The organism is Rheinheimera sp. 1928-s (assembly GCF_029269265.1).
Lineage (GTDB): Bacteria > Pseudomonadota > Gammaproteobacteria > Enterobacterales > Alteromonadaceae > Pararheinheimera.
Map to the genome: position 1 here is coordinate 694,733 of NZ_JARIXP010000001.1, position 15,082 is coordinate 709,814.

At 45.9% G+C, this 15,082-nt stretch carries 14 protein-coding genes; all 14 read left to right on the forward strand.

The window, feature by feature from the left end; all coding sequences use genetic code 11:
* Positions 1–20 precede the first annotated feature (20 nt).
* The 14 genes from lysS to P3C17_RS03195 all read left to right on the forward strand — a co-directional run bounded on the left by lysS (position 21) and on the right by P3C17_RS03195 (position 14,865).
* Entirely contained in the window at positions 21–1,547 is a 1,527-nt protein-coding gene (gene lysS, locus P3C17_RS03130; RefSeq protein ID WP_300928055.1) for a lysine--tRNA ligase, read from the forward strand.
* 195 nt (positions 1,548–1,742) lie between these two features.
* Positions 1,743–3,380, forward strand: a complete 1,638-nt coding sequence (locus tag P3C17_RS03135) for a CTP synthase (RefSeq protein ID WP_300928056.1) — start codon at positions 1,743–1,745, stop codon at positions 3,378–3,380.
* Between the two features lie 59 nt (positions 3,381–3,439).
* Positions 3,440–4,735, forward strand: coding sequence for a phosphopyruvate hydratase (eno, locus tag P3C17_RS03140; RefSeq protein WP_233081055.1), 1,296 nt, complete (start codon positions 3,440–3,442; stop codon positions 4,733–4,735).
* Positions 4,736–4,812: 77 nt separating this feature from the next.
* The gene (locus tag P3C17_RS03145; protein ID WP_300928057.1) at positions 4,813–5,457 is read left to right on the forward strand and encodes a hypothetical protein; all 645 of its coding nucleotides are present in this window, start codon (positions 4,813–4,815) and stop codon (positions 5,455–5,457) included.
* Between the two features lie 104 nt (positions 5,458–5,561).
* Positions 5,562–5,846, forward strand: a complete 285-nt coding sequence (ftsB, locus tag P3C17_RS03150; protein ID WP_300928058.1) for a cell division protein FtsB — start codon at positions 5,562–5,564, stop codon at positions 5,844–5,846.
* Complete coding sequence (gene ispD / locus P3C17_RS03155) at positions 5,843–6,544, forward strand: 2-C-methyl-D-erythritol 4-phosphate cytidylyltransferase (protein WP_300928059.1); 702 nt, start codon at positions 5,843–5,845, stop codon at positions 6,542–6,544. The genes ftsB and ispD overlap by 4 nt, the downstream gene beginning before the upstream one ends.
* Positions 6,541–7,023, forward strand: a complete 483-nt coding sequence (gene ispF / locus P3C17_RS03160; protein WP_300928060.1) for a 2-C-methyl-D-erythritol 2,4-cyclodiphosphate synthase — start codon at positions 6,541–6,543, stop codon at positions 7,021–7,023. Before ispD ends, ispF begins: the two co-directional genes overlap by 4 nt.
* Entirely contained in the window at positions 7,023–8,075 is a 1,053-nt protein-coding gene (locus P3C17_RS03165) for a tRNA pseudouridine(13) synthase TruD (protein ID WP_300928061.1), read from the forward strand. Before ispF ends, P3C17_RS03165 begins: the two co-directional genes overlap by 1 nt.
* Positions 8,076–8,104: 29 nt before the next feature.
* Complete coding sequence (gene surE, locus P3C17_RS03170; protein ID WP_233081060.1) at positions 8,105–8,857, forward strand: 5'/3'-nucleotidase SurE; 753 nt, start codon at positions 8,105–8,107, stop codon at positions 8,855–8,857.
* 3 nt (positions 8,858–8,860) lie between these two features.
* Positions 8,861–9,499 (forward strand): protein-L-isoaspartate(D-aspartate) O-methyltransferase, encoded by a 639-nt coding sequence (locus P3C17_RS03175; protein ID WP_300928062.1) that lies wholly within the window; start codon positions 8,861–8,863, stop codon positions 9,497–9,499.
* A gap of 17 nt (positions 9,500–9,516) precedes the next feature.
* Positions 9,517–10,095 (forward strand): YqaA family protein, encoded by a 579-nt coding sequence (locus P3C17_RS03180; protein WP_300928063.1) that lies wholly within the window; start codon positions 9,517–9,519, stop codon positions 10,093–10,095.
* Between the two features lie 3 nt (positions 10,096–10,098).
* Positions 10,099–10,947 (forward strand): peptidoglycan DD-metalloendopeptidase family protein, encoded by an 849-nt coding sequence (locus P3C17_RS03185; protein WP_300928064.1) that lies wholly within the window; start codon positions 10,099–10,101, stop codon positions 10,945–10,947.
* A 100-nt stretch (positions 10,948–11,047) separates the two neighbouring features.
* Positions 11,048–12,046 (forward strand): RNA polymerase sigma factor RpoS, encoded by a 999-nt coding sequence (gene rpoS, locus P3C17_RS03190; protein ID WP_300928065.1) that lies wholly within the window; start codon positions 11,048–11,050, stop codon positions 12,044–12,046.
* 527 nt (positions 12,047–12,573) lie between these two features.
* Entirely contained in the window at positions 12,574–14,865 is a 2,292-nt protein-coding gene (locus tag P3C17_RS03195) for a TonB-dependent receptor (protein ID WP_300928066.1), read from the forward strand.
* Positions 14,866–15,082 lie beyond the last annotated feature (217 nt).

Genomic DNA, 15,082 nt, shown 5'->3' on the forward strand with positions numbered 1-15,082 from the left:
CTTACTATCAGGAACTTACTATGTCTGAACAGAACACTCCTATTGAAGAACATCAGGACGTTAATAAACTGATTGCTGAGCGTAAACATAAGCTGGCCGGATTACGTGAACTAGGTAACCCATTTCCAAATGACTTTCGCCGTGATGCCACTTCCGATCAGATCCATGCTCAGTACGAGCACCTGAGCAAAGAAGAGCTGGAAGAGAAAAAAATCCGTGTCACTGTGGCAGGTCGTATGATGCTGCGCCGTATTATGGGTAAAGCCAGCTTTACTACGATTCAGGACGTGGGCGGTAAGCTGCAGTTGTATGTAGCACGCGATAGTCTGGCAGAAAATGTCTACAACGAAGGTTTTAAAAAGTGGGATTTAGGTGACATAGTCGGCGGTAGCGGCGTGTTGTTTAAAACTCAGACCGGTGAGCTGACGGTCTGGTTAGACGAAATTCGTTTACTGACCAAAGCGCTGCGTCCACTGCCGGACAAATTCCACGGTTTAACCGATCAGGAAGCTTGTTACCGTCAGCGTTATTTAGATTTGATCGTGAACGACCAGTCACGCAAAACCTTTTTAATCCGTTCAAAAACTGTGGCTTATATCCGTCAGTTTTTTAACAGCAAAGGCTTTTTAGAAGTAGAAACCCCAATGCTGCAAAGCATTCCAGGTGGTGCTTCGGCCCGTCCGTTTGAAACACACCACAATGCGCTGGATATGCAAATGTTCCTGCGTATTGCACCAGAGCTGTATTTAAAACGTTTAGTGGTGGGTGGTTTTGAAAAAGTATTTGAGCTGAACCGTAACTTCCGTAACGAAGGCGTTTCAACCCGTCATAACCCAGAATTCACTATGCTGGAATTCTACTGGGCTTATGCTGATTACAACGATTTAATGGATATCACTGAAGAGTTATTCCGTGGTTTGGCGCAGTCTGTGCTGGGCACGACTGAAGTGCCTTATCAGGGTAATCTGTTTGACTTCGGTAAGCCTTTTGCCCGTATGTCAGTGACTGAATCTATTCTGCACTACAACCCGGAAGTTAAACTGGAGCAGTTAACGACTCGTGAAGCTGTGGCTGAATTGGCCAAGTCGTTAGGTATTGAAGTCAAAGCCAACTATGGTCATGGTCGTATTCTGATGGAAGTCTTTGATGAGCTGGTCGAAACCAAGCTGCAACAACCTACTTTTATCACTGAATACCCGGCCGAGATTTCTCCGCTGGCCCGCCGTAATGACCATAATCCGGAAATCACTGACCGTTTTGAGTTCTTTATCGGTGGTCGTGAATTAGGCAATGGGTTCAGCGAATTAAACGATGCTGAAGATCAGGCTGAACGTTTCCGTGAGCAAGTTGCGCAAAAAGAAGCCGGTGATGATGAAGCCATGTACTACGACGAAGATTTCGTCACAGCACTGGAACATGGTTTACCGCCAACAGCAGGCCAGGGTATAGGTATCGACCGTCTGGTGATGTTACTGGCCGACGCGCCAAGCATTCGTGATGTCATTCTGTTCCCGCATATGCGCCATACCGATAAACACGGCTCATAAGTTTTGAATTTAAAAGGCAGCGCAAGCTGCCTTTTTCTTCTGCGCTCATGCAAAATCAGCGCCTTTCGCTGCGCTTTGCTGATTTATTATTTTTTTATCCTGCCTTTTGATTGAGCGGCAAGCCGCCCTTTGTTATAATTTTCACCCGTCCTAAGTTCGTAAATTCTTTATTGCCAATGGCGTCTCAGGGGTCTCATGACTACAAGATACATCTTCGTGACGGGTGGGGTTGTCTCATCCTTAGGTAAAGGCATTGCTGCTGCATCTTTAGCTGCTATTTTAGAAGCCCGTGGCCTGAAAGTGACCATCCTTAAACTGGATCCGTACATCAACCTGGATCCGGGCACCATGAGCCCAATTCAGCACGGTGAAGTGTACGTCACAGAAGACGGCGCAGAAACCGACCTCGATTTAGGTCACTATGAGCGGTTTATCCGCACCAAAATGACCAAACGTAATAACTTCACCCAAGGCCGCATTTACTCAGACGTATTACGTCGTGAGCGTCGTGGTGATTATTTAGGTGCCACTATTCAGGTGATCCCTCATATCACCAACGAAATCAAAAGTCGTGTGATTGCCGGTGCCGAAGGTTATGACATTGCCATAGTAGAAATTGGTGGCACTGTAGGTGATATCGAATCCTTACCATTTTTAGAAGCTATTCGTCAGTTAGGCACTGAACTTGGCCGCGAACGCGCCATGTATATGCACCTGACGTTGGTGCCGTACCTGGGCACTGCTGGTGAAATCAAAACCAAACCTACTCAGCATTCTGTCAAAGAACTGCGTTCTATTGGTATTCAACCGGATATTCTGGTCTGTCGTTCAGACCGCGCTATTCCGTCGAACGAGCGCGCTAAAATTGCCCTCTTCACCAACGTGGAAGAGCGTGCTGTTATTTCGTTAAAAGACGTGTCCAGTATTTACCAAATTCCTGCGCTGTTAAAATCCCAGGGGCTGGATGAATTAGTGGTGCGTCGTTTCCATATTACCTGCCCTGAAGCAGACCTGACCGAATGGGAACAGGTGTTGTATCAGGAGTCCAACCCTACAGGTGAAATCACCGTAGGTATGGTGGGTAAATATGTTGAACTGCCGGACGCTTATAAATCAGTGAACGAAGCCTTAAACCATGCAGGTTTAAAAAACCGTTTAACTGTGCATATCAAATACATCGACTCGCAAGACGTAGAAAGCAAAGGCACAGATATTCTGTCTACTGTGGATGCGATTCTGGTACCAGGTGGCTTTGGTGAGCGTGGCGTGGAAGGCAAAATTTTAGCGGCCCGTTATGCCCGTGAAAACAAAGTACCATACCTCGGTATTTGTTTAGGTATGCAAGTAGCGCTGATCGAATATGCCCGCCATGTGGCAGGTATGAAAGACGCACACTCGACCGAATTTAATAAGAATACGCCTTACCCTGTGGTGGGTCTCATCACAGAATGGCTGGACTCTGATGGTAATGTTGAACAGCGGACCGACAGGTCTGATATGGGCGGCACTATGCGTCTGGGCAGCCAAAACTGTAACCTCAAAGCCAATACAAAAGCCCGCGAGATCTATGGCAGCGACATCGTCAGCGAACGTCATCGTCACAGATACGAAGTGAACAACAACTATGTTGCTCAGCTCGAAGAGGCTGGCTTAAAGATCTCTGGTTTGTCGGCGGACAACCAGTTGGTTGAAATGATTGAAATACCTACACACCCATGGTTTGTGGCGGGTCAGTTCCATCCGGAATTTAACTCAACACCACGTGACGGGCATCCGTTATTCCAGGGCTTCGTGGCCGCCGCTTATAAATATCAGAAACAGCAACTCGTATAACCAGTTGCAGCCGGGCTATTAGTCCGGCTTTTTTATGCGACAAATAGAAGGGGATTTACATGTCTGAGATCGTCAATATCATCGCCCGTGAGATCATGGATTCACGCGGTAACCCAACAGTAGAAGCCGACGTTTTCCTGGCCAGTGGCGCTATGGGTCGTGGCTGTGCGCCATCTGGTGCTTCTACCGGTACCCGTGAAGCTTTAGAGCTGCGTGACGGCGACAAAAGCCGTTATTTAGGTAAAGGCGTGCGTACTGCTGTTGCCAATATCGATGGCCCAATCAAAGCCGCTTTACTGGGAAAAAATGCGTATAAGCAAGCTGAAGTGGACCAGATCATGATCGATCTGGATGGCACTGAGTCTAAATCTAAATTAGGCGCTAATGCTATTCTGGCTGTGTCTTTAGCTGTAGCCCGTGCAGCTGCGGCTGACAAAAAAATCCCACTGTATCAGCACATTGCCGACTTAAACGGCACACCAGGTGTGTACTCCATGCCAGTCCCTATGATGAACATCATCAACGGTGGTGAGCACGCGGATAACAACGTCGATATTCAGGAATTTATGGTGCAGCCTGTTGGTGCCAAAACTTTCGCTGAAGCTCTGCGTATGGGCGCCGAAATTTTCCATCAGCTGAAAAAAGAACTGCACAGTCAGGGCTTAAACACAGCTGTAGGTGATGAAGGTGGTTTTGCGCCGGATCTGAAATCAAACGAAGAAGCTTTAACTGTCATTTCTAAAGCTGTGGCTTCAGCAGGTTACGAGCTGAACAAAGACATCACTTTAGCCTTAGACTGCGCTGCATCTGAGTTTTATGTTGATGGTAAATACAAACTGTCTGGTGAAGGCAAAGAATTCACTTCGTATGAGTTCAACGACTTCCTGGCTGGTTTAGCAAGCCGTTTCCCGATCATTTCTATTGAAGACGGTTTAGACGAGTCGGATTGGGATGGCTGGAAAGACATGACCAATAAAATGGGCGATAAAATCCAGTTAGTAGGCGACGATTTATTTGTCACCAACACCAAGATTCTGACCCGTGGTATTGAGCAGGGCATTGGTAACTCTATCCTGATCAAATTTAACCAAATCGGTAGCTTAACTGAAACTTTAGCAGCTATTAAAATGGCAAAAGACGCGGGTTTCACTGCAGTTATTTCACACCGTTCAGGCGAAACTGAAGACTCCTTTATTGCTGACTTAGCTGTAGGTACAGCTGCTGGTCAAATCAAAACAGGTTCTTTATGCCGCTCAGACCGCGTGTCTAAGTACAACCAGTTACTGCGTATAGAGCAGGAATTAGGTGCTAAGGCTCCGTACCGTGGCCGTGTAGAAATTAAAGGTCAGGCGTAAGCCAGGTCAGATAAACCAATCAAGGGGTCGAGTACAGACCCCTTGATTGGTTTTGCTCCCTTGATTACCATCAACGGATGAAAAAACATTCAGCCGATCAACATCAGCTGTGGCATGGCCCGGCGCAGGACCTGACTTATACAGAGCTTTGTAATGCTTTGTATGAACGGGAGTTGATGCGTTATGCCAAAATGCCGCCCGAATTTTTAGCCAGTCTGCAAAAACGATTAGCCAGTTTACCTTTTTATATCCGCCGCGCTGCCAGCAGTATTTTGTCGCATAAATCCCCACTTGAAATTGATAGTCAAAATGCCAGTTGGATGGGACGTCAAAGCCCACAATGCCCGGCCAAAGAGCAGGGTATAGAACAAATTGAACAGTTTTACCTGAAACACAACAAACTGGCCTTATTAGTGCCTGTGTACCAGAACCAGCAGTCTCTGGAAACCGTCTGGCTGGATTCAGTGGATGAAATTGATTTGCCAGGGCAGAGATTACACTGCAATGAACATGGCTGGTTTAGTTTTAACGGCACCCCTCTTACCGACGAAAACAGCGATAAATTCCTGCTTAAGCCAACCAAAAGCCTAATGACGGCTGCTTGTTGTGGTCATCAATGGCTTAACAGCGAACGCAAAACCCCACGAGTCTTGAGTTTAAGAGAGTTATTGCTGGCAAGCCGACTGAATTGGCAGAACTTTGCTAAGCCTTTTCAGCCTTAAGTGGCGTTTTTGTGCAGCACGCCTTTATTTTCGGCCTTATTAGGGCTTTCCAGTCCGGCCGATAAGCTTCATAATACTTTCATCTCTTTATTTTTTGGTTCGATATGCGCCTGTTAGTTTTATTGCTTCTTACGCTGCTTGCAGCACTTCAACATCGCTTATGGCTTGGCCAGCACAGCGTGATGGAGTATTGGGCACATAAAACTGAACTCGCCAAGATGGAACAACAAAATGAAGTGCTGACTAAACGTAATAAATTGCTCAAAGCCGACGTCACCGACCTGCAAATAGGTTTGGATGCGATTGAAGAGCGAGCCCGCAACGAGCTGGGTTTGATTAGACAAGACGAAGTGTTTTTCCGGATTATTACCCCGCTGGACAAAAAATGACCGCTATTCCTGCTATTGCGACTGTGATCCCGGCCGCTGGTGTTGGCAAACGAATGAAGGCGGATAAGCCCAAACAGTACCTGCAGCTTTGTGGTCTGACTGTGCTGGAGCAAACTCTGCATCGCTTAAAACAAGTTCCTGCTTTACAGCAGTTTTATCTGGCGTTAAGCCCGGACGATCCTTATTTTCCCACATTGCCTTTAGCGACTGATTCAGACATTCAACGACTGGATGGTGGTGCTGAACGTGCCAACTCGGTGCTGAATGCTTTAGTGCAGATTGATGCCAAAGCCTTTCCATGGGTGCTGGTGCATGACGCTGCCCGCCCTGTGGTGCGGGTTAGTGATATCGAACTTTTAATTGATAGCTGCATCGAAGCTGGTCAGGGTGGCATTTTGGCTACGCCTGTGCGCGATACCATGAAACGCAGCTCTACTGCCGTAAAACAGACTGTCGACCAGACTGTTGATCGAGCCAATTTATGGCATGCCTATACGCCGCAATTGTTTCCGACAGCTTTGCTCAGAGATGCACTGCAACAGGCTTTAGCCCAAGGTGTGGCCATTACCGATGAAGCCAGTGCTATGGAATGGGCAGGATTGCCTGTACTTTTAGTACAGGGGCATGCCGACAATATCAAAATTACTCAGGCTGAAGATTTAGCTTTGGCCGCTTTTTATCTGGAGCATTCTGTATGATGCCGTTTCGTATTGGTCATGGTTTTGACGTACACGCTTTTGGTGGCGAAGGCCCCATCACTTTAGGTGGCGTTAAAATTCCTTATCAGCAAGGTTTGCTGGCGCATTCAGATGGTGATGTGGTGTTGCATGCTGTATCAGATGCGTTGTTAGGAGCTATGGCCTTAGGCGATATTGGCCATCATTTCCCCGACACAGACTCAGCCTTTAAAGGTATAGACAGCCGTATCTTATTGCGCAAAGTGTTTGCTGATGTCAAAGCTTTAGGTTATGAAGTAGGCAATCTGGACGTGACTATTATGGCGCAGGCACCAAAAATGGCTCCTCATGTCGATGCGATGCGTGCCTGTATTGCCGAAGATCTGGTCTGTGGTTTATCGCAGGTGAATGTAAAAGCTACCACTACTGAAAAACTGGGGTTTGTCGGGCGCAAAGAAGGTATTGCCGTAGAAGCCGTAGTGCTGTTGGTGAAGTCCTGATGCAAAAAAAAGTGGAGCTGCCAAAACTAAGTTATTTATACGGCCAGCCTGAAACTACAGCCTTATTGCGTGTACAACCTGATGATTTTATTGTGCACGAAGAATTGAGTTTTACGCCCACTGGCGCAGGCGAGCATATGTTGTTGCTGGTGGAAAAAATTGGTCAAAATACTCAGTATGTCGCCAAGCTGCTGGCTGAATTAGTCGGCTGTAAAGCCCGTCAGGTCAGTTATGCCGGTTTAAAAGACCGACACGCTGTAACCCGTCAGTGGTTTTGTGTGCCTGTACCAATCAAACAACAGCTGAACTGGCAGGAATGGAATATCGAGGGCGTTAAAATTCTCGACAGTATTCGTCATCAGCGTCGGTTAAAGTTGGGCTCGATAAAATACAACGAATTTACCCTGACGTTACGGGATGTCAGTGATATTCCTGCGCTTTTAACACGGTTAGAGTTAGTGAAACAAGGCGTGCCGAATTATTACGGCGAACAACGTTTTGGTATTCAGGGCGGTAATTTAGCTTTAGCAGAGCAGCTGTTTTGTGGTGGTGGTATTGAAGATCGGAAAATCCGTGGTTTAGCTTTATCGGCAAGCCGTTCTTTTTTGTTTAACTTGCAGGTTGATGCGCGGGTCAAAGCTGGTACTTTTAACCAGATTTTGTCAGGTGAAGTGGTGCAATTGGATGGTTCTGGTTCGATTTTTAAAGTCCCAGAAGTGGATGATACCCTGCGCCAACGTTTGTTGGAGGCTGACATTCACCCAACTGCTGGTTTACCAGGCTTAGGTGAGCCGTTAATCACGGCCGATGCGCTGGCTTTTGAACAACAAAGCCTGCAGCATTGGCAGCATTGGGTCGACAAACTGGCACAACTGAATGTCAGGGCCGAACGCCGTGCTATCCGGGTTCTGCCCGCAGAATTAAAGGCTGAAGTACAAGGCCAGAATGTAAAAATAAGCTTTAAACTCTACTCCGGTTGTTTTGCTACCTCCGTATTACGGGAGCTGGTGAATTATCAGGATGTGCAACGTAATTACGCCACACTGGATTAAGTGATTTTTGGGCTAGGGCGGGGTGTTGAATGCGGATTTTATTAAGTAATGATGATGGCGTTTACGCCAAAGGTATACAGGTTTTACAAAAAGCCTTAGCAGAAATTGCAGAGGTGACTACCGTTGGGCCAGACCGCAATTGCAGTGGCGCCAGTAATTCGCTGACGTTGCTGAATCCGTTGCGTACACAGCAACTGGAGAACGGTTTTATTGCGGTCAATGGCACACCCACCGACTGCGTGCATTTAGCTATTAGTCAGTTATTGGCTGATGCCCCGGATCTGGTGGTGGCTGGTATTAACCACGGCGCTAATTTAGGCGACGACGTGTTGTATTCAGGCACTGTGGCTGCAGCTACCGAAGGCCGGCATTTAGGTTTGCCTGCTATTGCGGTGTCTTTAGCTGGACGGGATGAACAACATTTTGCAACAGCTGCTTATGTTACAGTGCAGGTGATTAAAAAGCTGAAATCCCACCCTTTGCCTGCGGATCAGATTTTGAACATTAACGTGCCAGCACTTCCTTTAGAGCAACTTCGAGGCATTCAGGTGACTCGCTTAGGGCGGCGGCATAAAGCGGAAACCATGCAAAGCTCGACTGACCCATGGGGCCGGCCTATTTATTGGTATGGTTCTTTAGGACCAGAGCTTGATGCCGGGCCAGGCACAGATTTTTATGCCATAGCTCAGGGCTACGCTTCTATCACACCTTTGCATGTGGATATGACAGCCTATCGCAGCATGGAATTATTAACAGACTGGTTAGATGGAATTGAGTGTTAAGTTATGGCAGTAGTCACCCATCGTAGTGCCGCAGTATTGGCGCAAAAACTTCAACAAGATGGGATTAAAGACAGCAAAGTCTTATCCGCTATCGCGCAAACGCCGCGGCATTTGTTTGTTGAAGCTGTGTTAGCTCACAAAGCTTATGAAAATACCGCCTTGCCCATTGGGCAAGGACAGACCATTTCGCAGCCTTATATAGTGGCGAAAATGACTGAGTTACTGCTGCAATCGCCGCAGTGCCAAAAGGTGCTGGAAATTGGCACTGGTTCTGGTTATCAGACTGCTGTATTAGCCCGGTTGTTTTCACAGGTTTGTAGTGTAGAACGGATAAAGTCGTTGCAGTTTCAGGCCAAGCGACGCTTGCAGCAGCTGGATTTACACAATGTGTCAATGAAGCATGGGGATGGCTGGCTCGGCTGGGCCAGTAAAGCACCTTTTGATTGTATTATAGTCACGGCTGCACCGCACGAAGTGCCACAAGCCCTGCTGCAGCAGCTCTCTGAAGGTGGCCGTCTGGTGATCCCAGTTGGGGCTCAGGAACAGGTACTAAGAGTCTTTACCCGTGTGGGTGATGAGTTTGAACAAAAAGATGTTGAGGCGGTGCGTTTTGTGCCACTAGTGCCGGGCGAGCTGGCTTAATCAAAAGGATAAAGTAGTTGAAAATTTTTCAATGGATGTATGACAAAGCGCTGGTCTGGGCCAAACATCGCTACGCCGAACGTTACTTAGCGGGGTTGAGTTTTACTGAATCTGTTATTTTCCCTATTCCGCCTGATGTGATGCTGGCACCTATGGCTTTGGCTCAGCCAGAAAAAGCCTGGCGCTTTGCCTGGGTGACCAGCTTGTTTTCGGTATTAGGTGGTATCTGCGGTTATTTTCTCGGCATGTGGTTATACGAGCCCGTAGTATTGCCTGTGGTTGAATACATGGGATATCAGGAGACTTTTGCCAAGGTCGAGAATTGGTTTGTTACCTACGGAGTTTGGGTGGTATTTATTGCCGGATTTTCACCTATCCCCTACAAATTGTTTACTGTAGGTGCAGGTTTAATGAGCATGGCATTTCTGCCTTTTGTGATCGCTTCTTTTGTCGGTCGGGCCAGTCGGTTTTTTCTGGTGGCAGGATTGATGTACTGGGGCGGCGAAAAAATGCAGCAAAAACTGCGGGATATAGTGGACTGGCTAGGCTGGGGTACAGTAGCCCTTGGCGGGATTTTATATCTGGTGTATCGCTAACTAATGAAACTCTTTAGTGTGTTTTGTCTGGTGTTTATCTTAAGCGCTTGTAGCTCAAGAGAATCACCAGCGCCTGTTACTACACTAAATGACATCAAAAATTATTATAAAAAGTACCCTCAAGGTGAGCCTGGCTCTGGCCATATAGTTCAGCCGGGCGATACCTTATATTCCATAGCATTTCGGGCCGGTATGGATTACCGTCAACTGGCAAAACAAAATAATATTGCACCCCCTTATCGTATCCTGGTTGGGCAGAAGATACATTTCAATAACAATTTTTTATCATCCTCTGTGACAACGAAGCCAAATTTGACGGTCAAAGGCCAAAAAAACGCGACCAGTACTGTAAAGACTCCGACACAAAGCCAAAGTAAATTAACAACTGCTAACAAAGCTGTTGCGCGCAACAATCAAACGGGTTATGTTCAGAAACAGACAGTAAAGGAAAATGCGACTTCAGCAGCAAATTCTGTTTCCAGCTCTAAAGTGCGTTGGGCATGGCCAGTTCGTGGACCGATATTGGCGGGCTTTTCCAACGCTGAACATGGCAACAAAGGGTTAGATATAGGAGGAAAAGCAGGTACTCCTATAAAGGCAGCAGCAGCAGGAGAAGTAGTGTATGCGGGCAACGCACTAAGAGGCTACGGCAATCTGGTGATAATCCGTCACAATGACGACTTTTTAAGTGCTTATGCACATAATCGAAAATTACTGGTGGAAGAGCGTGATACTGTCGTAAGCGGACAAACTATAGCCGAAATGGGTAATACAGATGCACCTTCTGTCAGGTTGCACTTTGAAATCCGCTTCCGTGGTAAGTCTGTAGATCCAAAACGATACTTAAAATAATGAAATACAATAATAATAAATATCACCCCGAAAGGGCGAAGAGGTAAGGATACCAGGCAGTTCAGGTGATACCCAAAGCTTGTAGAAGTGGGAGAAGGATATGGGCCATAAAGATGATGACGATGTAATCGAATTTAAAGAAACTGAATTAACGGATGACGTTATTTTATCTGATGATGATAACGCCGAACCTGATTTAGCCGCTTTAGCAGCGGAAGAAGACAATACCCCTGACGACGTGTTTACCGCCAATGATAGCCAGCGCGCTATGGACGCCACTCAGATTTATCTGGGTGAAATTGGTTTTTCCCCTTTATTATCTGCCGAAGAAGAAGTGTATTTTTCCCGCCTTGCCCTCAAAGGCGATAAAGCCGCCCGTAAACGTATGATTGAAAGTAATTTACGTTTAGTGGTGAAGATTGCCCGTCGGTATATTAATCGTGGTTTAGCGTTGCTGGATCTGATTGAAGAAGGCAACCTTGGCCTGATCCGGGCTGTGGAAAAGTTTGATCCTGAACGCGGTTTCCGTTTTTCAACCTATGCGACCTGGTGGATCCGTCAAACCATAGAACGGGCCATTATGAATCAAACCCGCACTATTCGTCTGCCTATTCATGTAGTCAAAGAACTGAACATTTACCTGCGGGCTGCCCGTGAGTTATCGCAACGCCTGGATCACGAGCCAACACCGGAAGAAATTGCCGCAGCTTTGGACAGGCCTGTTGAAGAAGTACGTAAGATGTTGAAACTGAATGAGAAAATTACCTCAGTGGATACGCCAGTTGCTGGTTCTTCAGAAAAACAATTGCTTGATGTATTGGCAGATGAAAAAGAACTAGGCCCGGAAACTGAATTACAGGATGCAGATATTCGTCAGCATCTGGTGATTTGGCTGGACGAGCTGAATCCAAAACAACGTGAAGTCTTAGCCCGTCGTTTTGGTTTATTAGGCTATGAGCCTTCCACACTGGAAGATGTAGGTAAAGAAATAGGTTTAACTCGTGAACGAGTGCGGCAAATTCAGGTGGAGGCATTACGCCGCCTGCGTGAAATTGTCACTCACCAAGGGCTGAATATCGAAACTCTTTTCCAGGAATAACAGACGTTATTCTGCACGAACCACAAAAACCTGTTGCCTTGTGTAACAGGTTTTTACTTTTCTGCTTCTGCTTTTAAGGCTATTGCTGCTCAATCTTCTATAACTTAGCGTTCCTGAGACTAAACTTCAGTTACCGAACTTTATTGGTGAGGATAGCCGAATAAAATCCCTGCAAATGAGACAGCGAACACTTAAATTGAGATGATCTCTATTGCAATTGTTGGCCGTATTCATTTTTTTTCATGTCAGATTTGTTGTTTTTTTGAGAATATTCATTTAGGTTAATTTAACAAGATCATTATTGCGGTTAGATTTTGGTCATGTTTGAACTATAAGCGAGTTGTATCGTGGCTTCTGTTCAAAAAATCCATCCAGGGATTACATTAAAACTAAAAGAGAATATAAAAATGCAAAAAAAACACAACTTAAGCAGCCTCACACTTGCAATGTTGCCGCTCTTAGTTGCTCCTTCGGTTTTGTTCGCTCAAGATCAGGAAGCAGCAAGCGCCTCTGCGGAAGAACAGGAAATGGAAGTGATTACGGTCACATCACGGAAACGGGTGGAGTCTTTAATTGAAGTTCCAATGAACGTCACTTCCGTCTCTGCGATTCAAATTTCAAATCGTAACCTGATTAACAAAGATGACCTTTACAGGACCCTTGCGGGGGCCGCTTCACCAACTGGTACCTTAATTTTGCGTGGTTTGTCTGGAGGTAACGGTGCTGCGCCTTCTACAACATCTTCATTTACCGATGATATTCCGTTTAACTTTGTTGACTTGTATGACATCGAAGCTGTTGAAGTATTACGTGGCCCACAAGGTACTTTATGGGGCTCAAATGCTATAGGTGGTACAGTAAGGGTTATTACTCAAAAACCAAAACTGGATACGGTTGAGTTTACCTCTGCATTACAATCCAAAAATACAAAAAATGTGGAAGGCCTGGATTTACAAGGCTGGGCTGCAGTGAATATTCCTTTGATTGAAAATGCTGTGGCTATGCGTATTACGGGGCACAGCTCCAACAAACCTGGCTCAATTATTAACGCAGCAACAGGCGTACAACGAGAAGTAAAAGATCAGTATTTACGCACTCAGTTTTTGTGGCAGCTCAGTGAAGACATCAGTTTTAACTTAGGTTATTACAATGTCACCAATCGCACTGTAGGAACACGTTTCGCAGATTTGTCACGTCCTAATGGCAGGACATTTGCTAACACTGTTGAAAACCCGGATTCAAACTACGGGTATGACGTAAGCTACGGCTCAACGCCTTGTACTGAAGGACAGACCCGTGCAGCCTGTTTTGGCAATGTTTCCAACGTACCTGTTGGCAAATACCATATTTGGGAAAGTTTGGATGGTTGGTCTAAAGACAATACAGAACTTGTGACCTTAACGGCTAACGTGGACGACCTGATGGGGTTTGCAGATTTTGCCTATTCAGGTTCTTACCGTACTACTCAAAGTGATTCTTTGGATAACTGGTCACGTCTGGATATGGCTGATTTAGTCAAAACCTGGATTATTAACTACGACAAAACTGCACGAGTAACTCATGAGTTCCGTTTGCAGGATAAAGGCAATCTGGAAAACTTTACCTGGACTGTCGGAGCTTTTTACGACAAAGGCTGGCGAGGTGATATCCCAAATGCACAGTTTCAGTACCATGAAAGCGATGATCGCAGCATAGCTGTTTTTTCTGACTGGAATGATTGGGTGGATTGGGACGATTATTGGGGCGAAATCGGTATTTATAACGTAGGTCAGCTTGGTGAAGCCTTATACGGCGATAAAAGCAAAAACTACAATTTATACTATGATGGGGCACATAATACGGAGTTAGCATTCTTTGGTGAAACGACCTATACAGTTGATATGAAAGCTTCGGGTAGTTTGGAATTTACCGCAGGTATTCGTTATTACGATCTGGAAGATTACGCTTCATTTGGTTACAGCGGAATTTGGGAAGCCAGAGAAGGCCGGACAGCCCTGAGTGAAGGTGACGAATCCGGAAATCGGAAAAAGCTCAGCGTGGCCTGGATACCTGAATCTAAAGATATGTCAGTTTATGCTTTATATTCAGAAGGTTACCGCCCTGGTGGTAACAATACACCTTTAGCTGCTGCATGTCGTGATGATGAGTATGCATCGGGTCATACCACCCGCTATACAAGTGACAGCATTGACAACTATGAAATTGGTTACAAAGCCAATATGGGCAACCTGAGATTTTCTACAGCTGTGTACCAGATTGACTGGGAAGATGTCTGGGCTTCGGTCTATATGCCTACCTGTGGTTTCAGCTACACCGCAAACGCTGCGAAAGCACGGTCTCGTGGTATAGAGTGGGAAAGCAGCTACAGCTTTGAAAATGATCTGGAGCTGATCCTGAACGCTTCGTACACTGATTCTGTGATGTTATCAGATGTAGAAGCTTTGGGAGCTAAGTATGGGCAGGATATGACGCAGGTGCCTAAGTACAATGCGTATGTAGGCTTGGATAAAGGCTTTACCTTTTTTAATAAGCAAACCAATGTCCGCTTAGATGTTGAAGCTTATGGTGAGTACAGATCTCACTTTAATGCACGGGACGATGGTTCAGACACAGCAGATGCTTACCGTCGGGTCAATCTGTCATCACGTATTGAGTTAAACGACAATATACGTCTGTCCGCTTATATTCATAACTTGTTTGACTCTGAAATTGAGCAATTTAAACAAGCTCGTACCCGCGCAGGCAGTACAAATAACCTGAACGTGTTGTATGCGCCTGAGCGTAGTTTGACCTTAAGAGTGGATTACAGCTTTATGTAAAAGCTATGGTTCTGAATACAAAGCCCCGCTTTTTATAGTGGGGTTTTTTTTCGATTTTATTTCAGAGCATTAAAGCTCATCGCGTTCAAAACTTTGCTTCCTCAGTAGTTCAAGCCAAGGCTGTTTTTCAAGACTAAAGTAAGCCACGTAGCTGGTTGTTGTCGTCATCCCGAACTCATTTTCCGCACTGGCATAACCCTTGCTCTTTTCTGATACA